Source organism: Aeromonas encheleia, assembly GCF_900637545.1.
GTDB lineage: Bacteria > Pseudomonadota > Gammaproteobacteria > Enterobacterales > Aeromonadaceae > Aeromonas > Aeromonas encheleia.
Genome location: NZ_LR134376.1, coordinates 875,453 through 897,580 on the forward strand (window position 1 = coordinate 875,453; position 22,128 = coordinate 897,580).

Here is a 22,128-nt window from a genome sequence, read left to right on the forward strand (position 1 = left end):
GGACGGCTGACAGAGGACACCCACCTTGTCAGGCAAGTCTGCTATCGAGATGATGGGTGTCCCAGATTTTCCTCATGATTACTCAAAGAACACTTTAAGTTCGTGCCCCTTGCCTGTTGGCCAATCTATTCGGATTACTTCGATTGCTGTGTTGCCAGCTTTGGCAGATGCCTTTTTTCCATTTTTGATTGCGCTAGATATTTCTTCGGGCAATTTCACGCCAGACAGTTTAAGGCTTAGCTCTTGCGAAGCCTGTAGCAGTTCCGTATAAGCAGATCCTGCCAAAGTTTTGTTGTTGATGTTTACGACCAACTTTACGAGCCTTGCTTCAGAAGAACTACCCTCGACGTAGTAGGAAAGATTATTCGCAAGTGGCATACCTGTGCCGATTTCTTTGTATGGAGACGAACAGCCAAATTCATTGTCGTATTGGTTTTTCCAGCCTCTTGTCGCGAGACCGTCACCTGTCAGATAATTGCACACAGCTGATGGCTCTGTATTTAAAAAAGCAGCATTTACAGGAAAGACCGCAAGAACAAAGACTGTAAAAATGAAGCGCATGTGGTTTCTCCTGAATGGCTGTAATTTGCTTGAGTGGCTGGCTTTCGATAGTCCTAGTGAGCGACTTAAATAAACTGTTAGAGATTTTATTAGATGTGAAATATATGTTGGGATATCCACCTTACTTGGCCATGGCTAATATATCCATAGATATGGTGCATTTCTTAAATGTTCCTTATTTCTTACTGCATTTCCAATGTGACACGCTCAAGAACACTAAAGATTGGTGTGCACCTCAACCTGTCTACATTTAATTCATAGGATTTGGTTTGAATGAATTGCGCATGGAAAACGCTCTCTTTAGAAATAATAACGGGTTTAAGGTCGTATCCGATTGAGTTAAACTGATCGGCTGTAATGTCAATGATATAATCATCACAGCTAAGCCATGCATGAGATAAATCTTTGTTTTTCCCCAATCCCGTCGCGGAGATATAAATACATCTCTTATCGTAAATTTTTGTGATAAATAAACCTAATAGGTTTGTTGTGTCTCCACAACACCCAGCAGGAAAGCCATTTAGACAAGTATAAAAATTAGTACCTGAGTGAAAGTCAGGTTTTTTAAATGATTTTAGGATAGTTCGTATTTTATGTATATCTTGTATCAACGACTCTTTCAATTTACCTCCGATATGATCTGAAATATAACGATGGTTTAATGGCTAGATAATTTAAAGTCATAGGTTATGTAAGTATGCTCAATTTAGCTGAGAGGAACACGCGTTGCAGTTCTCTCTTTCATTCCTTTTTATATGCGTTCTAAACGCTTAACAATATTATCATAAAAAAGTGTGTATCCGTACAGGCTTCCACACCTTTTCAGGAACCAATGATTTGGTTTGAATTCCTCTATGCGGTTGTATTTACCATGAAATGATGAATGTTCAGTTACTATACAATTGCTTTCACTGTCAGAAAACTGATGGGTAGTTAAATCAATAATTAACTTATTATCAACAACAACCCAATAGTGAATCGAGTCATCTCTACTATTTCGGGTTATAACTACCTTGCTAATCCCTTTCGATTCTAGGAATATGCCTAACATATGGCTTGTTATTTCGCAAGAACCATAGGGAAAAGAACTCAACTCGGCGTCAACAAAATCGGCCTCATTTAACTCATCAAGCAAAGCATGTTGAAAACTTTCGACTAGTTCATGTATCAAGTAATATTCTCCATGATATTTGCTATATGCAGTCGAATGTAGCGACCTCCTCCCAGCTTGCGAGCTGGGGTATCGTCTCAGCTACACCATAGCGGAATTAAAATTACTGAGATTCTGTTCTCTTACTAAAACCGAATCACCACAGATCCCGCGCTGCGCGTTGCCTCGCCGTGATACACAGCTTCGATATTGTTGCCGTCCGAGTCGAGTACAAAGGCGGCGTAGTAGCCGGGTTGATAGACCCGCTCGCCGGGGGCGCCGTTGTCCTGGCCGCCATAGGCCAGCGCCGCCTGATAGAAGCGCTCCACAGTGGCTCTGTCTTGCGCCTGAAAGGCCAGATGGTGGCGACCGGTCAGCACCCCGAGCGCCGCCGGGCTGTCGACCGAGGTGACAAACAGCTCGTCTGCCCAGAAGTAGCGGTCACCCGCGCCACCCAGCTGAATATCGAGGGCGGCCAACACGGCCGTGTAAAAGCGCTGGCTGGCGGCCAAGTCCTTTACCACCAGCTGAATGTGGTCGATCAGCCGACCCCGATGCAGTGTTTGCGTTTCCATGCACAGCCTCCACTCAGAAATTTTTGGACAAGAAACCGCTCTGCTTGCTGGCTATCGCTTTTAGGCAAGCTACCGCCCCTGAATGTCAGCTTCCAGTGTGCTGCTATTTGGCTGCGCTTGGGGGATGGCGTGACTCATGGGTGACTCCAATGAGGCATGTATTGCCATTCGGGTATGTTAGCGAGGGTGGCGCGGAGGGGAAGGGCAGGGTGATGGATTTCTGGGCGGGATCAAATAATGAGTCGCTATGGCAAGAGGAGTGTCGGCGTCGCGGGTCTGTAGGAGGGGGCTATGCCCCCTCATTGTGCTCCTGGGGCCGGTTTTGCCGGCCTCTTTTAGGCCAGCACCAGGGTTTGGCGGCTGCTATAGCCGCTCGTGAAGGGGAAGGGCTGGTCGTCCCCCCCCTTATGCCAGTGCCAGTTGCTGGCGGGCGCGCCAAAGTCGCTCGTGGAAGAAGAAGACGACGGTATTGATGGCAGGCTCGATCAGCGCCATCACGCCGCCGGTCAGCAGCTCGCCGCTCAGCAGGTAGGCGACGGCGAAGGCCACCGAGAAGTGCACCAGAGCGAAGCTGCTGGTTTTGGCCTGCAGGCTGTGATCGGGTTTGGCTCTGTGCCAGGCGCGATCGTGGAAGTAGAAGGCGACGGTATTGACGGCGGGCTCGATCAGGGCGATCAGGCTGGCGGTGAGCAGTTCGCCGGTCAGCAGGTAAGCCACTGTGAAGGCGACACTGAAGTGCAGAACGGCGAAGCTGATGGTCTTTTTCATGGTGGTGTCTCCTCTGGCGATGAGTGCAGTATCACCCAGAGCTACATCAAATGAAAACTATTCTCATCTATAAGCTGAATAGGAAAAGCCTATCGACCGAGGTCGAGGCCATCAGATTGGGGACTTGTCTGGGGGCTCGGTGGCGATAGAGTGTGCCTTTGCCATGAAAAAGGAGCTTTCATGACCCTCAATGCCAACCTGTTTGTGCTGTTCGCCCTGCTGCTGATGATCCTTGTCGGTGTCGTGGCGGCTGGCGCGCCGCAAGAGCCAGCATCCCGTGCTGATCACCTTCCTGTGCGTGCTGCTCTGCTTGGCCCCGCCCTTGGCCCTGCTGGCGCTGCTCATTTTGGCGCTCTGGCGAGATATGCCCGTCCGGGCCTGAGTCGTCATCCCGGCAACGGCAGAAATAGAAAAGCCCCTTTCGGGGCTTTGTCATTCTTGCAGTCGGTGAGGACTCAATCCTCGGCCTTGTTGAGCCACTCCACCCTGTACTGGGCACCGGCACCCTGGGCCAGCTTGGCGCACAGGGGTTTGAGGAAGGCCTCTATCTGCTCGGCCAGCATCCAGGGGGGGCTGATGATCAGCATGCCGGAGCCGTTCATGCCCCAGTCGCTGGTCTGGCCGGCCACTTCCAGCTCGGCCACCAGCACGTTGCCGAAGTTCTCCCGCTTGATCGCCTTGAGCATGTCGCGGGACTTGTCCGCCTCCTGGCCGAGGATGGGATACCAGAGCGCATAGATGCCGGTGGCCCAGCGCTTCTGCGCCTTTTTCAGGGTATCGACCACGGCGAAGTAGTCTTCCTTCAGCTCATAGGGCGGGTCGATCAGCACCAGGCCGCGGCGCGGGGTCGGCGGCAGCAGGGCGATCAACCCTTCGAAACCGTCGCGATGGTGCACGGCGACGCGGGGGTCGTAGCCCATGTTGGCGCGCAGGTCTTCCACCTCGTTGTTGTGCAGCTCCATCAGCGCCAGCTTGTCCTGCTCGCGGGCGAGACGGCGCGACAGCTCGGGGGAACCCGGGTAGTAGTGCAGCTGGCCATCGCTATTCATCTCTTCGATCACGCCAAGATAGGGCGCCATGGCAGACCACTGGGCGCGCTCGTCCCACAGGCGGCCTATGCCGTCGGCGTACTCCGCCTTCTTCTGGGACCAGTCGCCGCGCAGGTCGTAGAGACCGCCACCGGCATGGGTGTCCAGCACGATGAAGGGCTTCTCCTTCTTCTTGAGGGACTCGATGATCAGGGCCTGGACGGCATGTTTCAGCACGTCGGCGTGGTTGCCGGCGTGAAAGGCGTGGCGATAACTCAGCATATTAGGTCTCTGAGGGGGCCCTGCTGGGCCCCCAGTAACGATAGATAGTTCAACAGATTGTGGCTCTCGCCCCGAGTCAGGCTGAGGCTGCGCAGGGTCTGCAGCAGGACGCCCTGTTGCAGCCGCTCCAGCTCCAGCTCGTGGGCCAGCATGGACTGGTACTCGGCCTCATCCAGCCGCGCCTTGGCGTTCTGGCGCAGGGCCCGCCAGGGGGTCAGCACCACCTCGGTCTGCACCAGCGCCGGTTGCAGCGTGCCGAGCTCGACCGGGATGCCATCCTGATCCAGCCGGTGCAGCAGCAGGGCCAGGTTGATGTTGCCCCCCTGCGCCTGCAGGCTGAGCCAGTCCTGGCTGCGTGTGCCATAGACCTTGCCGCTCCAGTGCCAGAATGCGAGCGGGGTGGGCAGTTCATGGATGGCGACCCGCTCGGCCGCCACCCCTCGTTCGTCACGCAAAGAAGGCCTGCTCCTGGCTTTCCAGCTCCTCGGAGAGGCTCATCCACTCCAGCTCGACCCCTTCCAGCTCCTCCTTGAGGGGGCCCTGGGACTTGAGCAGCTCGGAGAGCCGGCTCTTGGCGCTCTCCTCGTAGATGGCGGGGTCGGCCAGCTGCTCCTCCACCGCGGCGAGCCGGGTCTGCAGCTTCTCCATGCTGGCCTCTAGCTTCTCCAGCTTCTGGCGCAGGGGCCGGGTCTGCTGGCGGAACTCCGCCTCGCGCCGCTTCTGATCCTTGCGCGCCAGCGCGGAGTTGGCGGAGACGAGGCCGTCGCTCGGCTTGGCGTTCGCTTCTTTGTCCTGCTCGCCGAGCCACTTGTGGTAGTCGTCCAGATCGCCGTCGAACGGCTCGACCCGGCCGCCGTGCACCAGATAGAAGTCATCCGTGGTGGTGCGCAGCAGGTGCCTGTCGTGGGAGACCACCACCATGGCGCCCTCGAAGCCTTGCAGCGCCATGGTCAGGGCGTGGCGCATCTCCAGGTCCAGATGGTTGGTCGGTTCATCCAGCAGCAGCAGGTTCGGCTTCTGCCAGGTGACCAGCGCCAGTACCAGCCGCGCCTTCTCGCCGCCGGAGAAGGGGGCCACCTTGTCCAGCGCCTTGTCGCCGTGGAAGCCGAAGCTGCCGAGATAATTGCGCAGCTCCTGTTCGGTCTTGTCCGGCGCGAGGCGTGCCAGGTGATCGAGCGGGGTGTCGTCCAGGCGCAGGGTCTCCAGCTGATGCTGGGCGAAGTAGCCGATGCTGACCCCGGCGCTCACCTCCAGCTTGCCCGACAGCGGTGGGTTGGTGCCCGACAGCATCTTGATGAAGGTGGACTTGCCGGCGCCGTTGCGCCCCAGCAGGCCGATGCGCGAGCCCGGCACCAGGTTGAGCTTGATCTTCTCCAGGATCACCTTGTCACCATAACCGGCGCTGAGGTTCTCCATGGCGATGAGCGGGGTCGGCAGGGCCGACGGCTCGCGAAACTCGAAGCTGAACTCGGAGTCGGCGTGGGCCGGCAGCAGCTTCTCCATCCGCTCCATGGCCTTGAGGCGACTCTGGGCCTGGCGGGCCTTGGAGGCCTTGTAACGGAAGCGGTCCACATAGGCATGCATGTGGGAGATCTCCCGCTGCTGCTTCTCGTACATGGACTGCTGCTGGGCGAGCTGCTCGGCGCGCTGCAGTTCGAAGTCGGAGTAGCCGCCGGTATATTCGTTCAGCTTGCCGTTTTCGATATGGATGATGCGGTTGATGACCGAATCGAGGAAGTCGCGATCGTGAGAAATAAGCACCAGCGTGCCCTGATAGCCCTTGAGCCACTTCTCCAGCCAGATGACGGCATCGAGATCCAGGTGGTTGGTCGGTTCATCGAGCAGCAGCAGGTCGGAGCGGCACAGCAGCGCCTGGGCCAGGTTCAGGCGCATGCGCCAGCCACCGGAGAAACTCCTTACTGGCGAGTCGAGCTGATCGCCGCCAAAGCCGAGACCGTGCAGCAGCTCGGCGGCGCGGGCGCGGATGCTGTAGGCGCCTATGGTGTCGAGCCGGCCGTGCAGCTCGGCGACCAGCAGGCCGTTGTCATCCTGCTCGGCCTGGGCGAGCTGGGCCTCCAGGGCACGGAACTCCTTGTCGCCATCTATTACGTAGTCCAGCGCGGAGCAGTCCAGCGCCGGGGTCTCCTGGGCGACGCCGGCGATCTGCCAGCCGGCGGGCAGGCTGAAGCTGCCGTTGTCAATGGCCAGCTCGCCACGCACCAGCGCAAAAAAGGTGGACTTGCCACAGCCGTTCTTGCCTACCAGACCCACCTTGTGGCCGGGGTGTATGGTGGCGGAGGCGTTGTCCAGCAGCGTGCGGCCGCCGCGGATCAGTTCGATTTGACTGGCAACTATCATGGATGGATCTGCTTGGCTCAAGATGAAGGAGAAAACTGGCGCGGATCTTACGTGAAATGGCGCAGATTTGCACTTTAGGCTGGGGTGCCTGGCTGGCTGCGGCAAGAAAAACGTGCCATAACAGAGACATCTGTCAGGGGACAGGAGGCTGCCATGCTGATTAAAGAGATCATGACGACCCGGGTTGCGACCGTTTCCATGGATGACAGGCTCAATGTCATCAAGGAGATCTTCGAGCAGGCCCACTTTCGCCACCTGCTGGTGCTGGAAGACGAGGTGCTGATGGGGGTCATCTCGGACAGGGATCTGCTGCGCGCCCTCAGCCCCTATCTCGACACCGATGCCGAGATGAACCGCGACACCGAGACCCTCAACCGGCGCGCCCACCAGATCATGAGCCGCCAGCCCATCACCATCGCCGCCGATCGCTCGCTGCAGGAGGCGGCCAGGGTGATGCTGGAGCAGCATGTCTCCTGCCTGCCGGTGCTGGAGAAGGGGGCCCTGGTCGGCATTCTCAGCTGGAAAGACCTGCTGAGGGTCATGCTCGACTGGCAGCCCGCCTGAGTGCCACCACCCGCTGAGGCCCTGACACAGTATCAGCCGCTATAACAGCTCGCCTGTGGTCTGGCAGCCCTCGCCAGTCAGGGTGACGCATTGTTTACCCTTTTTTCCTTTCTTCATCTTGCCCCTCCCGCCATGTACTCAGTAGAGACTGGCTGGCGGTGTCGCTCTGTCTCCAAATGAAACGTATAAAATGTAGCCAATTGGCGACGATTTATGTCGGTCAGAAGCCTTGTTTGGCCTCCATTCATCAATTAATCGTCAACTGCTTCAGTTCCTATCAAGGTTCGCAGATCTACCCTAGGTCATCGGAAATGAACCCGATTCTAATTTTTCTAAATGACAACGACCGAGCAACAGGTCTGATAGCGTTTACACCAGAGGAACGAACAATGAAAAAAACAGCATTGACGATGGCCATCTCCAGCCTGCTGCTGGCCGGTGGTGCTCAAGCTTCTACCGTTTACAACCAAGATGGTACCAAGCTGGACATCGGTGGTCGTGTTCAAGGCATGTACTACGGCAGCGATAACGACAGCGAGAATGGCGATCAGAGCTATCTGCGTCTGCGTATCGGTGGCGAGACTCGTATCAACAGCGAAACCGTAGCCAACGGCTTCGTTGAGTACAACGTACCGACCAACGGCTCCGACACCGAGCTGCGTTATGCCTACGTTGGCGTGAAGAACGATCGTTTCGGTGCCTTCAGCTACGGTCGTCAGGATGGCTTGATTGCCAAAGCCGTAAACGACTACACCGACGTTCTGCCTGAGTGGGGCGGCGATGGCCTGGGCAAGGGTACCGAAGTATTCGGTACCGGTCGTACCAACGGCCTGGCTCAGTACTTCTACACCTTCGACGGTCTGGTACTGGGTGCCCAGTTCACCGGCGAAAACGAAGCGCAGAATGGTGATGACGTCACCATCGACGGGATTAACGCCGGCTACGAATCTAGCTGGATGAGAGGTTCCGCCGAGGGTTACGCCCTGTCTGCCAACTACAACTTCGACATGGGCATCAGCCTGGGTCTGGCCTATAACCAGGCTGGCAAGACTGCCGACCAGAGCGCCAACTCCAGCTTCGGTGGTGACGGCGATGCTAAGCTGACTGCCGTTGGTATCAAATACAACGCCAACAACCTGTATGCTGCCGCGTCCTACGCCTATGGCGAAGACCACGTCTATGTGAACCAGGCTGGCATCGACGGCTACGCCGAAGAGAGCAACGGTTACGAAGCCGTGGTTCAATACACCTGGGGCCAGTGGAAGCCGTCCCTGGCGTATAACCGCCTGGACGTGAAGGGTGAAACCTTCGACGACACCCTGACCGAATACGTCTCCATCGGTGCCTGGTACAACATCAACGAGAACTTCGACGTCTACGTTGATTACAAAGCCAACCTGCTGAGCGGTGGCGATGCTGATGGTTACAACGAGTTCGGTCAGAACACCGACGACGTCGTTGGCGTGGCCATGCAGTACCACTTCTAAGTCATTCCCTGACTGCCTACTGTATTTTTTTGACCGGCCGCTTTGCGGCCGGTTTTTTTATGGGCGCAGCATAAGCTCGCGCTTTTGGAACCTCAGACCAATCCCCAGCTCAGCATTGTCCCCTCCTGGTCGATAACCCTCTTGTCGGGCTGATGGCGATCGGGTTTCCCGCTCTATGCGGCGGCTATGGGGCGAGGATCACGCCCCGCGGTCAAGATCCTATCTTTCCTCGACCCTTTTCATTATTTCTATAGGGACTTGCGTTGCGCCTATGGCGGGGGAATGCGGGTCTGATTGGCATGTCGACGCCGTGCTACGGTGGCGGCACTCGGGAAACGGACGTAAGGGCTTTATATGGCGAGCATATTGGATTCAGTGGATCAACGTACCCAGCTGGTGGGGGAGAATCGCCTGGAACTGCTGATGTTCCGCCTGGGCTCCCAGCAGCTGTTTGCGATCAACGTGTTCAAGGTGCGGGAGGTGGTGAAACTGCCTCGCCTCAACAAGATGCCCGGGGCCCACCACAACATCAGCGGGGTGGCGAACATCCGCGGGGTCTCCATCCCGGTGATCAACCTGCGCGGCGCCATCGGCATGCGCCCCATGGCGGTCGACAGCGACTCCAACCTCATCATCACCGAGTACAACCGCAGCATTCAGGGTTTTCTGGTCGGGCAGGTGGCCCATATCGTCAACATGACCTGGAAGGACATACTGCCGCCGCCCCGTTCTGCGGGCCGCTCGAACTATCTCACCGCCATTACGCGCGTCCCGGAGCGGGGGGCCGATCAGATCGTCGAGATCATCGATGTGGAGAAGGTGCTGGCCGAGATCATCACCTATGACATCCGCATCTCGGCCGAGGTGCTGGACAGGGAGATCCTGCCCCAGATGCACGGCCGCAAGGTGCTGATCGTCGATGACTCCAGCACGGCGCGCAACCAGGTGCGGGAGACGCTCGCCCAGCTCGGGCTCGAGGTCATCGAGTGTCAGGATGGGCTGCAGGCGCTCAAGCTGCTCAAGGGCTGGTGCGACGCGGGCAAGTCGGTCACCGACGAGATCATGCTGATGATCACCGATGCCGAGATGCCGGAGATGGATGGCTACCGCCTGACCCACGAGGTGCGCAGCGATCCGCGCATGGCCGATCTGTTCATCACCCTCAACACCTCCCTGAGCGGCAACTTCAACGAGGCCATGGTCAAGAAGGTCGGCTGCGATCGCTTCATCTCCAAGTTCCAGCCCGATCTGCTGGTGGGGGTGGCCCAGGAGCGGCTACGCCAGATACTGCAAGCCTGACCCCGATCCGACGACATTATGGTCAGGCAGATCGGCTGCGATCGAGGCATTGCCAGGTTTTAATCAGGATGACAAAGCACCCGCCTCGGCGGGTGCTTTGTTTTAGGGACTAGCGGCCTATCACGCGGGGCTATTGGGTCAGCAGGGGCTCGATAAAGCTCGCGACCCTGTCGCGGATCTGCGGCTGGGCTTCGGCCGTGGGATGGAGGCCATCGTTCATCAGGAGTTCAGGGCGAAGCGCAATATCATCCAAAAAGAAGGGCATCAGCGGCAGGCCATTGGCCTGCGCCAGTTCCGGGAAGATCTGCTCGAACTGGCGCAGATAGCGTGCACCATAATTGCGGGGCAGCTGGATCTGGGTCAGCACCGTCTTCACCTGCTGTGCCTTGGCAAGCGCCACCATCTTGACCAGGTTGTCACGGGTGATGGCGGGGGCGAAGCCGCGCAGGCCATCGTTGGCACCCAGCTCGATCAGCACCCAGTCGGGTTTATGCTGCTCGAGCAGGGCGGGCAGGCGGGCCAGCCCCCCTTGCGTCGTTTCACCGCTGATGCTGGCGTTGATGAGCCTGTGCTCGCCGCCCTGCTGCCGCCATTTCTGCTCGAGCAGGGCAGGCCAGCTCTGCTCGGCCTGCATCTGATAGCCGGCGCTCAGGCTGTCTCCCAGCACCAGCAGGGTCTGGGCCTGCACCGATGAAACCAGGCAGCAGAAGGCGAACAGGAAACGCGTCATTATTTCAACTCCGATCATTCGTTGTCATTAGGGGCCTGGGCAAACAGGATATGCATCGTGGGTTCAGTGCCCATTATTTATTGTCAGCAAGGGCCTGGGCAAACAGGATATGCATCGTGGGTTCAGTACCCATTGTTTATTGTCAGCAAGGGCCTGGGCAAACAGGACATGCATCATGGGTTCAGTGCCCATTGTTTATTGTCAGCAAGGGTCTGGGCAAACAGGACATGCATCATGGGTTCAGTACCCATTAGTTATTGTCGGCAAGGGTCAAGGTAAACAGGAAACGCATCATGAGTTCAACTCCCATTATCGTCGTCAGGGACCTTGGCAAGACGGTTCGTCTCGGCCAGGAAAGCCTCACCATCCTTGAAGGGATCGACCTGCAAGTCAATACCGGCGAGACGCTGGCCCTGGTCGGTGCCTCCGGCTCCGGCAAATCCACCCTGCTTGGCCTGCTGGCCGGGCTGGATCTGCCGAGCAGCGGCGACATCGAGATCCTCGGTCAGTCGCTGACCCGGCTGGACGAGGAGGGCCGGGCCCGCCTGCGCGCCGAGCAGGTCGGCTTCATCTTCCAGTCCTTCCTGTTGTTGCCGACCTTAAGCGCGCTGGAGAACGTCATGTTGCCCGCCGAGCTGCGCGGCGAGACCGATTGTGCCCCCAGGGCCAGGGAGCTGCTGGCGGAGGTGGGGCTCAGCGAGCGGCTGCATCACCTGCCGCCGCGCCTGTCCGGCGGCGAGCAGCAGCGCGTCGCCATCGCCCGGGCCTTCATGACCCGGCCCAGCCTGCTGCTGGCGGATGAACCGACCGGCAACCTCGACAGCAAGACCGGGGAGACGGTGATCGAGCTGCTGTTTCGTCTCAACCGTGAGCACAACACCACGCTGGTGGTGGTGACCCATGATCATGAACTGGCCCAGCGCTGCCAACGGCAGCTGGTGATGGCGGCGGGACGACTGGCGTCGGATGCGCCGGCACCCGAAGCCGTCCCAGCCTCCCGAGTCAGGGAGCTGTCATGAGTCAATGGCGACTGGGATTTAAGCTGCTGCGCCGCGAGGGTTTCAGCGGCGAGCTGCGCTGGTTTGTGCTGGCGCTGGCGCTGAGTGTGGCCTGCGTGCTGAGCGTGGCGCTGGTGGCGGACAGGCTGGATGCCGGGCTCAAGGCCTCGGGCCGTGACTTCATCGGCGCCGATCGGGTGTTGCGCTCCGCGACCCCGGCGCCCGAGGCCTGGCTCGAGCAGGCCCGGCAGTATGGCCTCTCCATCCAGACCACGGTCAGCTTCAACAGCATGCTGTTTCACGGGGATGGGCTGCAACTGGCCTCCATCCGGGCCGTGCCGAGCGACTTCCCCTTCTATGGCAAGCTGGAGCTGATGCCGCAGCGGGCGCCCGCGCCCGGCGAGATCTGGCTCTCCGCCCGGGTGATGCAACTGCTCGGCGCCAGGCTCGGGGATGAGCTGGAGGTCGGTAACACCCGCCTCAAGGTCGCGGGGGAGCTGGGTCAGGAGCCGGATCAGGGCTTCAGCCCCTTCCAGATGGCGCCACGGGCCCTGATCCACAGCGCCGACATCGAGGCGACTGGTGCCCTGCTGCCGGGCAGCCGCCAGCAGTGGCGCTATCTGCTCAAGGGCCCCCGTGAGGGGATCGCCAGCTACGAGCGCTGGCTCAAGCCCAAGCTGGCGGCGGGACAGAAGCTGATCAAGCCGGATGATCAGGGCTCCCAGGTGGGGAAATCCCTGGCCAACGCCGAGCGCTTCTTCCGCCTGGCCTCCCTGGCGGGGGTGCTGCTGGGGGCCCTGGCCATGGGCATAGCGGTGCGCCACTTCGCCGAGCGGCAGACTAACATGGTGGCGCTGCTCAAGACGCTGGGGGCCTCCCGTCGCACCCTCTGGCAGCTGATGGGCACGCTCCTGTTCTCGCTGACCCTGATCGGTGCCTTCATTGGCCTGGTGGCGGGCAGCGGGATGCAGTGGCTGACGCTGCAACTGCTGGGGGATCTGCTGCCCAGCGATCTGCCGCCGCCCTCCTGGCGCCCCTTCGCCCTCGGCCTGTCGGTGGCCTTCTTCATCACCCTGTTGCTGGCCTTCATCCCCTTCCTGCGGCTGCTCAAGGTGCCGCCGCTGCGGGTGCTGCGCCGTGAGCTGGAGGCGGGCGTACCCCCCTGGCTGACGGTGCCGGTCGGCCTGCTCGGCCTGTTTGGCCTGGTGTGGGGCTTCACCGCCGACGCCAGGCTGGCGCTGGGGCTCATCGGCGGCATGGGGGTGCTGATGGGGTTGCTGGCCGTGCTGGCCTCCGGGCTGCTGCGACTCGGCAGCCGGCTCAAGGGACCTCACGCCCTGCGCCTGGCCATCAGCCACCTCTCCCGCGAGCGGGGCAGCGGCCTGTTCCAGCTGGCGGGTTTCGCGCTGGCGCTGATGCTGTTCGGGCTGCTGTGGGCGGCGCGGGTCGACTTGCTGGACGACTTCTCCGCCCGGCTGCCGGCGGATGCCCCCAATCGCTTCCTGGTCAATGTGGCCGATCAGGAGCGGGACGGGATCCTGGCTGACCTGCGCCAGGCCGGCGCCATCACCTCGGACTTCTATCCCATGGTGCGCGGGCGCCTGACCCGGATCGCCGGCCAGGCGGTGGGTGAGGATGCGGCGCGGGAGGGGGTGAACCGCGAGCTGAACTTCACCACCACGGCGGCGCTCCCCCCCGACAACCAGCTGACCGCGGGGCAATGGCTCGCCGGCAAGGGGGAGGTCTCCGTCGACGAGGTGCTGGCGGGCCAGCTCGGCATCGCCCTCGACGACGTGCTCGGCTTCACCATAGAGGGGCGCAGCTTCGAGGCCAGGGTGACCAGCCTGAGATCCATCAAGTGGGACAACATGAGGCCCAATTTCTACATGATCTTCTCGCCGGATCTGCTGGCACCCTTCTCCCAGACCTGGCTTGGCAGCTATCGCCTGCCCCCCGAGGGACGCAGCGCCGAGGTGGAGCTGATCCGCCGGCATCCGACCGTCAGCCTCATCGACGTGGAGGACTTGATCGCCCGACTCACCGTGGTCTCGGATCAGGTGAGCCGGGCGCTGGGGCTGATGCTGGGGCTGGTGACGGTGGCCGCCCTGCTGGTGCTGCTGACCCAGACCCAGGCCAGCATGGCCCATCGGCGGCGCGAGCTGCTGCTGATGCGCACCCTGGGGGCCGGCAGCGCCCTGCTCGAGAAGATGCTGCGCTGGGAGCTGGTGGCGAGTGGCCTGTTGGCGGGGTTGTGCGCCGCCATGGTGGTCGAGCTCTGCTCGTTCGGCCTGCAGTGGTGGTGGTTCGATGGCCGCTGGCAGTTCCACTGGGCCATCTGGGCCGGGCTGCCGCTGCTGGGGGCGCTGCTGGTGACCCTGGCCGGTCAGGGCATGCGCCGCCAGCTGCTGGCGGGAACCCTGAGCGATCGGCTGCGAGGGCTGGGGCAGGGGCTGCTGTAGATTCGATTAGCCACGAAGTGGCGTAATCGGACTAACGGGGATGCTGATGCTTGGTTGCCTGCTACGCGAGCGTCCGATGACTAATCGACCCTGCACCCTTCTCTCAAACAGCGCCCGGCCTTAGCCGGGCGCTGTTTTTTGTGGGTCTCAGCGGGGGGCGTGCAGCAGGTTGTCGAGGGCCTGGGGCAGCTCGGGATAGGTAAAGTGGAACCCCGCCTGCTGCAACCGGGTGGGCAGTACGTGCTGACCGGTGAGCAGCAGGTCGGCCGCCTCGCCCAGCAGCAGGCGCAGTGCCCCGGCCGGTACGCACAGCAGGTGGGGGCGGTGCAGGCTGCGGGCCAGGCTCTGGCTGAAGGTCCGGTTGTCGACCGGCTGGGGGGCGGTGCCGTTGAAGATGCCGTCGCACTCGTCGTGTTCCAGCAGGAACAGCATGGCGCGCACCAGATCCTGAATATGGATCCAGCTCATCACCTGCCGGCCTGAGCCCATGGGGCCACCCAGCCCGAAGCGATAGGGGGGCAACAGCTTGGGCAGGGCGCCGCCATCTTGGCCGAGCACCAGGCCAATGCGCACTATGCAGACCCGGGTGCGGGGGCCGCGGGCCTGTTGGGCCAGGCTCTCCCACTGCTGGCAGAGTCGATGGGTAAACTCGTCATGGGGCTGGCGGCACTGCTCGTCCAGCGGCTCATCGCCCTGGCGGCCATACCAGCCGATGGCGGAGGCATTCAGCAGCAACCTGGGGGGCGTGCTGGAGAGCTTGATGAGATCCACCAGCTGCTCGGTCAGCAGCCAGCGGCTGTTGCACAGCAGCTGTTTGCGCTGCTCGCTCCAGCGGCCACTGGCGATGGGTTCCCCGGCCAGGTTGATGACGATGTCCACGTCGTTGAGATCGTCCAGCCGATCCAGGTTGTCGAGCAGCTTGATGTCGTGGCCGAGCAGATCGTAGGCCCGGCTACCCTGGCGGGTCAGTACCACCACCTCGTGCTGCACCTTGAGATGGGCCACCAGGCGGCGACCGATAAAGCCTGTCCCCCCCGTGATCAGTATCTTCATGTCCTGCCTCCCTGATGCTGTTGGCTCTACTCTAGAGGGCGGGGTCCGGATGAACAAGCAACTGTTTTTGCGAGTATTATAATTTTTTGTGCGCCGGCGCCTGGATTGGCCTGCGAAGATTGGGGGAGACTGTGGCGACCCGGCGTGCGGGAATAAGATGTGGGGATGAGGCTTGTTTCATGGCCAGCCGGGGCCACATGGGCCACTCATCTCGCGCCCTCGTGACTTGCCAAGTCGCTGACAAGGCGTAGACTTGTCTGCTTTTTCGCCTTTGCCATTGTGGGGAATCATGCCATTTCGTCGTCTGAGGGTGCGTCAATTCTATGTCCGGCTATCCTGTGCCCTGCTGGCCGCTCTGTTGCCCGTGGTGCTGGGACTGGCCATCGTTGCTTGGCAGACGGTGGACGGGGTGAAGCAGGATGCGGTGGAGCGTTTGGTGCATGCCCAGCGCATGTTTGACCGCACGCTGGACAACGCCCAGCTGGCCGCCTCGGCGGTCATGGGCAACGTGGGCAAGCCCTGCCTCGAGGTAGTGCAGGGCCTGCGGGATCAGGTGGCGACAGTGCCGGATGTGCGCAGCGTCAACCTGACCGAGGGGGAGACCATCTACTGCACCTCCCTCTATGGCCCGGTCAAGGGCCGGATCTATCTCGAGGACTATGTCCAGGGCAAGCTCGATCTCATGCGGGGCAATCCGGTCACGCCGGATCGGCCGCTCATCGTCTACCGACAGGAGGTGGGGGAGTACGGCATCCTGGTCGGGGTCGATGGCTATTACCTGCTCAACATCCTCGACATGCTGAGCCGCACCTCTCCCCTTGGGCTGGTGGTGGGCCCGCAGATGCTGCTGCGCGACAGCAAGCTCACCAATCAACTGTTCCCCTCAGATGCGCCTGGCTACCTGGAGCAGGCCTCGGAAAAGTACCCGTTCAAGGTGGCGACCACCCTCTCGGTGGACGAATACGGCGCCCATATCTGGGACTACTCCAAGATCAGTCTCATCGTCTATCCCCTGCTGAGCCTGCTGTTCGGGGTGGGGGTGTTCTGGCTGATGGGGCGCTCGACCTCACCGACGCAGGAGCTGAAACGGGCGCTGGATCAGGGGGAGTTCTTGCCGCACCTGCAACCCGTGGTGACGGGTGACGACGCGCACTGGAGCGGCTGCGAGGTGCTGATGCGCTGGCAGCATCCCCGCCAGGGCATGATCTCGCCGGATCGCTTCATCCCCATGGCGGAGGCCTCCGGCCTCATCATCCCCATGACCAGTGCGCTGATGCGCCAGGTGCGCGAGCACTTCGCACCCAGGGTGCATGAGCTGCCGGCCGGATTTCACTTCGCGTTCAACGTCTGTGCCCGTCACTGCCACGATCTCAGCCTGGTGGACGATTGCCGCGCCTTCATCAAGACGTTCGAGGCCAATCCCATCAAGCTGGTGCTGGAGCTGACCGAGCGGGAGCTGATAGTGGCGGATGAGGTGAGCGACCGGCTGTTTGCCGAGCTGCACGATCTTGGCGTCTTCATCGCCATCGACGACTTCGGCACCGGCCACTCCAGCCTGGCCTATCTGCAGACCTTCCAGGTTGATTTCCTCAAGATCGATCAGAGCTTCGTCGGCATGATAGGGTCCGATGCGCTGTCCAGCCACATCGTCGAGAACGTCATCGATCTGGCGACCCGGCTCGGCCTGCAACTGGTGGCGGAAGGGGTGGAGAACGAGGTGCAGGACGCCTACCTGAGGGCGCGGGACGTGACTTTCCTGCAGGGCTACTTCTACGGCAGGCCCATGCCGATGGCGGAATTCAGCAGGCGGCTGAGCCGCTGAGGCCGGCAGGCGGCCATAAAAAAAACCAGCGACCTCGGTCGCTGGTTTTTTTTCATCTGGCGGGGGCTCAGAGCATGCGGGCCAGGGCGCGGGCCAGCCGCTTGACCCCTTCCTCGGTAGTGGCCTCGTCCACGCAGGAGAAGCTCAGGCGCAGGGTGTTCTTGATCTCTGGGCGCACATAGAAGGGGGCGCCGGGCACGAAGGCAACCTTCTCCTTGATCGCCTCGTCGAACAGCTCCATGGCGGAGATGCTGGCGGGCAGGGTCAGCCAGAGGAACATGCCCCCTTCCGGCCGGGTGTAGCTGACGCCGGGCGGGCAGTGGCGAGCCAGGGCGGCTTCCATGGCGGCGCGCTGGCGACCATAGACTTCCTTGATCTTCTCCAGGTGGGCATCCAGCGAGTTGTCGGTCAGGAAGCGGTGCAGCACCTGCTGGCTGAAGGCGTTGCTGTGCAGGTCCGTGGCCTGCTTGGCGATGGTGACCTTCTTGCGCAGCCAGTCCGGCACCAGCATCCAGCCCAGACGAAACGCGGGCACCACCGTTTTCGAGAAGGAGCCGAGCAGCACGGTATTGTTCGGCGCCAGCTTGGCGATGGGGGGCAGGTGCTCCCCCTCGAAGCGCAGCTCGCCGTAGGGATCATCTTCCACCATCAGCAGCTCGTGGCGTACCAGCCGCTCGGCCAGCGCCTCGCGATTGGCGCGGCTGTAAGAGACACCGCTCGGGTTCTGGAAATTCGGCACGCCGTACAGCAGCTTGGCGTCGGAGCCTCGCTCCAGCAGCGCATCCAGCGCGGCCAGATCCAGCCCCTCTTCCCCCAGGGTGATGGGGCGGAAGTTCGGTTGATAGACGGAGAACGCCTGGATGGCACCCAGGTAGCCGGGTTCCTCGATGATGAGATCCTGTCCCTCGTTGACCAGCACCTTGCCCAGCAGATCCAGCGCCTGCTGGGAGCCGCTGGTGATCAGTATGTTGTCCGGGTCCACTGTCATGCCGTGGCGCGTCAGGTAACGATCGGCGATGTACTGGCGCAGCGGGGCGAAGCCTTCGGTGGCGGCATATTGCAGCGCGGCGGCGCCCTGTTCGCGCAGCACGTCCTGGCAGGCCTGGTCGATGGCCTTGACCGGGAACAGGTTCGGGTTGGGCAGGCCGCCGGCGAAGGAGATGATCTCCGGATTGGCGGCGACTTTCAGGATTTCGCGGATAAAGGAAGGTTCGACCTTCTCGAAGCGCTGGGCAAAAAACGGCTGCATAGGGTTCTCTCTGACTGGGTGGCGGTCGCTCCATTCAACCGCCAGGTTATCCGTTTGTATCAGATTTCAGAAATGAGGCAATGGCTGTCACAAAAATCCATAAAAAAGGGCAGGTTTGACACCTGCCCGAATTTTATCGTCTCCGAGCGGGGGCGGGGCGTAAAAACCCCTGACCCGTTCGTGCTCGGCCGTCAGCGCCGACTCAGAGTCCGGGTTCCTTCAGGAAGCGGATCATCAGATCCGTGTTGGCGCCAAGCTGCTGCTGGACCCGGCCCGGGAACAGCTCGGCCATCTTGTCGAGACGGTCGTACTGGGTGTGCCAGATCTTGCCCCACTGGGTCTCGCTGTCCCGATCGCAGGCGCTCTTGCTGGCGTCATCGTAACAGTCCCACAGCGCCGGGTTGGTGCTCTGGGAGTAGCCGTCATAGCCGTCCGCCCCGTTGATGGTGAAGTTGGTCGCCTCCACGTAGGCGATGGGCACCCCCAGGCAGGCGAAGGGGGCGTGATCCGACCAACTGCCGGTCTCCCCTTCCGGGTAGCCGGCGTAGCTGGGATGGATGGCGAACGGGGTGGCACCCTGCTGGGAGATGGCCAGCAGGCGATCCCGCACCTTGGGATCGAAGCTGTAGCGGCTCGGCTCGGCGCAGTTGTACTCGCTCACGTCGGAGTGGGCGGAGTGAACGTAGACGATGTCGCCGCCGGCGATGGTGTCGTAGTTCACCATGGCCAGCAGCTGGGTGACGGCGGCGCCGTCCAGGCCGGCGGCATAAGCCTTGGAGCCGTTGAGGCCGTTCTCTTCCGCGCCGAAGAAGGCGAAGCGCACCGTGTAGGGCAGGGTCTGGCCCTTGAGCGCCTCGGCGACCGCCAAGAGGGCGGCGACCCCGGCGCCGTTGTCGGTGGCCCCCTCAGAGCCCTTCTTGTCCCCGGTGCTGTCGTAGTGGGCGCCGATGAGGATCACCCTGTCGCTCTGCCCCTTGAGCTCGGCGATGAGGTTCTGGGAGTGCTTGCTGGCGCCGCCCTTGGTGTAGGTAAACGGCTGGTTCTGCACCTCGTAGCCCCAGCCGGTCAGATGATCCTGGATCCAGGCGGCGGCGCGGGTCTCGGCCTCGGTGCCTGTGGGTCTGGCCCCTATCCCTTCGGCGCCCGAGCTCAGCTGCACCAGATACTCGTAGGCCTGGTCGGCGGGGGCGGGGGCTTGTGAATCATTGTCCGAGGGGTTGCACCCGGCCAGCAGGGTTGCGATGGCGAGGCACAATACTGTTTTTTTCATACTGCAATCCTTTGTTGTGTATGGCTTTATTATCGCGTGTCAGGATGCACCTGACGCCCGGCAGATTCTGTGAAGGGGGTGGCATTTGTCAACCGAACTGGCTGAATTGGCAAGAGACGGGGGATTTGTTGCGCTAAACACTTGCGCCTTGGGCCTATCTTGGGATAATTCGCTCCCCTGTTTTCGTCGACTGATGAAATAACGAGCCACTCAAGGTCGACCCTCAGCCGGACTGACCGAGATGTGTTGCCCGGATTGATGAAATAACGAGACTATTCATTCGAGTCGTCCCCAGCCGGATTGACCTGAGATGTATGACCCGGATTGATGAAATAACGAGACAATTATGCCTGTGACCCAAGATGTATTTAACGAAGACGGCAAGTTCATGCGCAAGATCCGCAGCTTCGTCCGTCGCGAAGGCCGCCTGACCAAAGGGCAGGAGAAGGCCCTGGAAGAGCTCTGGCCGGTCATGGGTATCGATTTTGCACCGGCCCCGCTCGACATGGTGGCGCTGTTTGGGCGCGACGCGCCCGTGGTGCTGGAAATCGGTTTCGGCATGGGCGCCTCCCTGGTGGAGATGGCCAAGAATGCCCCCGAGAAGAACTTCATCGGCATCGAGGTGCACTCCCCGGGCGTGGGCGCCTGCCTCGGCACCGCCCAGGAGGCGGGGGTCAGCAACCTGCGTGTCATCTGCCACGACGCAGTCGAGGTGTTTGAGCACATGATCCCGGACGGCTCGCTCTCCTGCCTGCAGCTGTTCTTCCCGGATCCCTGGCACAAGAGCCGTCATCACAAGCGTCGCATCGTGCAGCCGGCGTTCGCCCAGGACATTCGCCAGAAGCTGGCCATCGGTGGCGTGTTCCACATGGCCACCGACTGGGAGAACTATGCCGAACACATGCTGGAGGTGATGAGTGCCGCCGAAGGCTATGAGAACACCGCCCCTAGCGGCAACTGGGTGCCGCGTCCCGACTGGCGCCCGCTGACCAAATTCGAACAACGTGGCCATCGTCTTGGGCACGGGGTTTGGGATCTGATTTTCAAACGAGTTAACTAAGTTAACGTGTCAACAAACCTAAGGAGCTAGCATGGCCAATCGTAGTCGCCGTCTGCGTAAGAAACTGCGCGTCGATGAATTCCAGGAAATGGGATTCGACATCAGTTTCAACTTCCCGGTCGGCACCGCCGAAGAGACCATCGATACCGTGGTCGATGCGTTTATTGATGAAGTGATTGAACCCCGCAAGCTGGCCTTCGCCGGTTCGGGTCACCTGTCCTGGGAAGGCATGATCTGCACCCAGCAGTTGGGCAAGTGCACCGAGGAAGACCGTGCCGTCATCAAATCCTGGCTGGAAGGCAAGGGGATGGAAGCCGTGGTGGTCACCGAGCTGTTCGACCTCTGGTACGGCGAGCCGGCCTGATATCGGACTGCCTGTCACGGGCACATAGAAAATCCCGCCGCTGGCGGGATTTTTGTCGGTGGGGGCGGCCCCTCACCCCGCTTCATGTCATGGAATAGCCAATGGTGTTGTCATCCGAATTACTGGCCAGCATTCTCGAGCAGGTTCGTCCCCTGCTGGGACAAGGCAAGGTGGCCGACTATATCCCCGCGCTGGCCCAGGTTCCCGCCGATCGGCTCGGCATCGCGGTCTGTACCGTGCAAGGGGAGCTGTTCACCGCCGGTGACGCCTTCGAAGCCTTCTCCATCCAGAGTATCTCCAAGGCCCTGAGCCTCACCCTGGCACTGACCCTCTATCAGGAGGACGAGATCTGGGCCCGGGTCGGCAAGGAGCCCTCGGGCCAGCCGTTCAACTCGCTGGTGCAGCTCGAATTTGAGCAGGGCATTCCCCGCAACCCCTTCATCAATGCCGGGGCCCTGGTGGTGAGCGACCTGCTGGAGACGCGGCTCACCGCCCCCCGCCAACGCACCCTGGAGCTGGTGCGCCGCCTGTGCGGCAACCCGGCCATCATGGCGGATCAGGTGGTGGCGCGCTCCGAGTATCAGCACGCCGCCCGCAATGCGGCCATCGCCTACCTGATGAAGGCCTATGGCAACTTCGAGAACGAAGTGGACAAGGTGCTGCAAAGCTACTTCAATGCCTGTGCCATTCGCATGAGCTGTGCCGATCTGGCGCGCACCTTCATCTACCTGGCCAATCGTGGCGTGCCCCTCGGCGAGAGCACGCCGCTGCTGCCGGCGCGCACCACCAAGCAGGTCAACGCCCTGCTCGCGACCTGCGGCCTCTATGACGAGGCGGGTGACTTCGCCTACCGGGTCGGCATGCCGGGCAAGTCCGGGGTCGGCGGCGGCATCATGGCGCTGATCCCGGGCGAACTCTGTGTCTGCGTCTGGTCACCCGAGCTCAACAAGGCCGGCAACTCGCTGGCCGGCACGGCCGCGCTGGAGCTGCTGGCGGAGCGCCTTGGCCGCTCTATTTTCTAATTTTGTTCACTATGGATCGAGACAACATC

General features: G+C 61.0%; 19 protein-coding genes and 1 pseudogene. 10 read left to right on the forward strand and 10 right to left on the reverse strand.

Going from position 1 to position 22,128, the window contains the following annotated elements; all coding sequences use genetic code 11:
* Positions 1 to 78 precede the first annotated feature (78 nt).
* The 3 genes from EL255_RS04155 to EL255_RS04170 form a co-directional block, all read right to left on the reverse strand.
* A complete protein-coding gene (locus EL255_RS04155; RefSeq protein WP_126623268.1) occupies positions 79 to 561 on the reverse strand; it encodes a DUF6030 family protein in 483 nt (160 codons plus the stop codon).
* A gap of 1,296 nt (positions 562 to 1,857) precedes the next feature.
* Positions 1,858 to 2,286, reverse strand: coding sequence for a VOC family protein (locus EL255_RS04165; protein WP_042651651.1), 429 nt, complete (start codon positions 2,284 to 2,286; stop codon positions 1,858 to 1,860).
* Between the two features lie 405 nt (positions 2,287 to 2,691).
* Positions 2,692 to 3,054, reverse strand: a complete 363-nt coding sequence (locus EL255_RS04170) for a DUF2061 domain-containing protein (RefSeq protein ID WP_042651652.1) — start codon at positions 3,052 to 3,054, stop codon at positions 2,692 to 2,694.
* Between the two features lie 180 nt (positions 3,055 to 3,234).
* On the opposite strand from EL255_RS04170, the pseudogene EL255_RS04175 reads away from it, so the two are divergent.
* A pseudogene (locus tag EL255_RS04175) lies at positions 3,235 to 3,436 on the forward strand (hypothetical protein).
* A 73-nt stretch (positions 3,437 to 3,509) separates the two neighbouring features.
* On the opposite strand, the gene EL255_RS04180 reads toward EL255_RS04175, so the two are convergent.
* From EL255_RS04180 to EL255_RS04190, 3 genes are read right to left on the reverse strand one after another with little or no spacing between them, the layout of a single operon-like run.
* Positions 3,510 to 4,364 carry a 23S rRNA (adenine(2030)-N(6))-methyltransferase RlmJ gene (locus tag EL255_RS04180; RefSeq protein ID WP_042651653.1) on the reverse strand — a complete coding sequence of 285 codons (855 nt, stop codon included), beginning with the start codon at positions 4,362 to 4,364 and terminating at the stop codon, positions 3,510 to 3,512.
* Positions 4,358 to 4,819, reverse strand: a complete 462-nt coding sequence (locus EL255_RS04185; RefSeq protein WP_042651654.1) for a DUF2390 domain-containing protein — start codon at positions 4,817 to 4,819, stop codon at positions 4,358 to 4,360. The genes EL255_RS04180 and EL255_RS04185 overlap by 7 nt, the downstream gene beginning before the upstream one ends.
* Positions 4,812 to 6,722: an ABC transporter ATP-binding protein gene (locus EL255_RS04190; RefSeq protein WP_042651655.1), complete on the reverse strand. Its 1,911-nt coding sequence runs from the start codon at positions 6,720 to 6,722 to the stop codon at positions 4,812 to 4,814. Before EL255_RS04190 ends, EL255_RS04185 begins: the two co-directional genes overlap by 8 nt.
* A gap of 153 nt (positions 6,723 to 6,875) precedes the next feature.
* On the opposite strand from EL255_RS04190, the gene EL255_RS04195 reads away from it, so the two are divergent.
* The 3 genes from EL255_RS04195 to EL255_RS04205 all read left to right on the forward strand — a co-directional run bounded on the left by EL255_RS04195 (position 6,876) and on the right by EL255_RS04205 (position 10,072).
* Positions 6,876 to 7,286 carry a CBS domain-containing protein gene (locus EL255_RS04195; protein ID WP_042651656.1) on the forward strand — a complete coding sequence of 137 codons (411 nt, stop codon included), beginning with the start codon at positions 6,876 to 6,878 and terminating at the stop codon, positions 7,284 to 7,286.
* 389 nt (positions 7,287 to 7,675) lie between these two features.
* On the forward strand, positions 7,676 to 8,773 hold the full coding sequence (locus EL255_RS04200) for a porin (protein ID WP_042651657.1): 1,098 nt from the start codon (positions 7,676 to 7,678) through the stop codon (positions 8,771 to 8,773).
* A 354-nt stretch (positions 8,774 to 9,127) separates the two neighbouring features.
* Positions 9,128 to 10,072, forward strand: coding sequence for a chemotaxis protein CheV (locus tag EL255_RS04205; RefSeq protein ID WP_042651658.1), 945 nt, complete (start codon positions 9,128 to 9,130; stop codon positions 10,070 to 10,072).
* A 130-nt stretch (positions 10,073 to 10,202) separates the two neighbouring features.
* On the opposite strand, the gene EL255_RS04210 is transcribed toward EL255_RS04205, so the two are convergent.
* Complete coding sequence (locus EL255_RS04210) at positions 10,203 to 10,802, reverse strand: arylesterase (RefSeq protein ID WP_042651659.1); 600 nt, start codon at positions 10,800 to 10,802, stop codon at positions 10,203 to 10,205.
* 293 nt (positions 10,803 to 11,095) lie between these two features.
* On the opposite strand from EL255_RS04210, the gene EL255_RS04215 reads away from it, so the two are divergent.
* Entirely contained in the window at positions 11,096 to 11,821 is a 726-nt protein-coding gene (locus EL255_RS04215) for an ABC transporter ATP-binding protein (protein WP_042651660.1), read from the forward strand.
* On the forward strand, positions 11,818 to 14,259 hold the full coding sequence (locus EL255_RS04220) for an ABC transporter permease (RefSeq protein ID WP_042651661.1): 2,442 nt from the start codon (positions 11,818 to 11,820) through the stop codon (positions 14,257 to 14,259). Before EL255_RS04215 ends, EL255_RS04220 begins: the two co-directional genes overlap by 4 nt.
* A gap of 147 nt (positions 14,260 to 14,406) precedes the next feature.
* Here the strand turns inward: EL255_RS04220 and EL255_RS04225 are convergent, their stop codons facing one another.
* On the reverse strand, positions 14,407 to 15,312 hold the full coding sequence (locus tag EL255_RS04225) for a TIGR01777 family oxidoreductase (RefSeq protein ID WP_042651662.1): 906 nt from the start codon (positions 15,310 to 15,312) through the stop codon (positions 14,407 to 14,409).
* 289 nt (positions 15,313 to 15,601) lie between these two features.
* On the opposite strand from EL255_RS04225, the gene EL255_RS04230 reads away from it, so the two are divergent.
* On the forward strand, positions 15,602 to 17,134 hold the full coding sequence (locus tag EL255_RS04230) for an EAL domain-containing protein (RefSeq protein WP_042651663.1): 1,533 nt from the start codon (positions 15,602 to 15,604) through the stop codon (positions 17,132 to 17,134).
* A 67-nt stretch (positions 17,135 to 17,201) separates the two neighbouring features.
* On the opposite strand, the gene EL255_RS04235 is transcribed toward EL255_RS04230, so the two are convergent.
* Together EL255_RS04235 and EL255_RS04240 are read right to left on the reverse strand one after the other, a co-directional pair.
* Positions 17,202 to 18,383, reverse strand: coding sequence for an aminotransferase-like domain-containing protein (locus EL255_RS04235; protein ID WP_042651664.1), 1,182 nt, complete (start codon positions 18,381 to 18,383; stop codon positions 17,202 to 17,204).
* Between the two features lie 202 nt (positions 18,384 to 18,585).
* Positions 18,586 to 19,653, reverse strand: a complete 1,068-nt coding sequence (locus tag EL255_RS04240; protein ID WP_042651665.1) for a M28 family metallopeptidase — start codon at positions 19,651 to 19,653, stop codon at positions 18,586 to 18,588.
* Between the two features lie 346 nt (positions 19,654 to 19,999).
* On the opposite strand from EL255_RS04240, the gene trmB reads away from it, so the two are divergent.
* The 3 genes from trmB (at position 20,000) to glsB (ending at position 22,099) form a co-directional block, all read left to right on the forward strand.
* Positions 20,000 to 20,713 (forward strand): tRNA (guanosine(46)-N7)-methyltransferase TrmB, encoded by a 714-nt coding sequence (gene trmB / locus EL255_RS04245; RefSeq protein ID WP_042651666.1) that lies wholly within the window; start codon positions 20,000 to 20,002, stop codon positions 20,711 to 20,713.
* A 31-nt stretch (positions 20,714 to 20,744) separates the two neighbouring features.
* The gene (locus EL255_RS04250; protein ID WP_042651667.1) at positions 20,745 to 21,077 is read left to right on the forward strand and encodes a YggL family protein; all 333 of its coding nucleotides are present in this window, start codon (positions 20,745 to 20,747) and stop codon (positions 21,075 to 21,077) included.
* A 101-nt stretch (positions 21,078 to 21,178) separates the two neighbouring features.
* Entirely contained in the window at positions 21,179 to 22,099 is a 921-nt protein-coding gene (glsB, locus tag EL255_RS04255) for a glutaminase B (protein WP_042651668.1), read from the forward strand.
* Positions 22,100 to 22,128 lie beyond the last annotated feature (29 nt).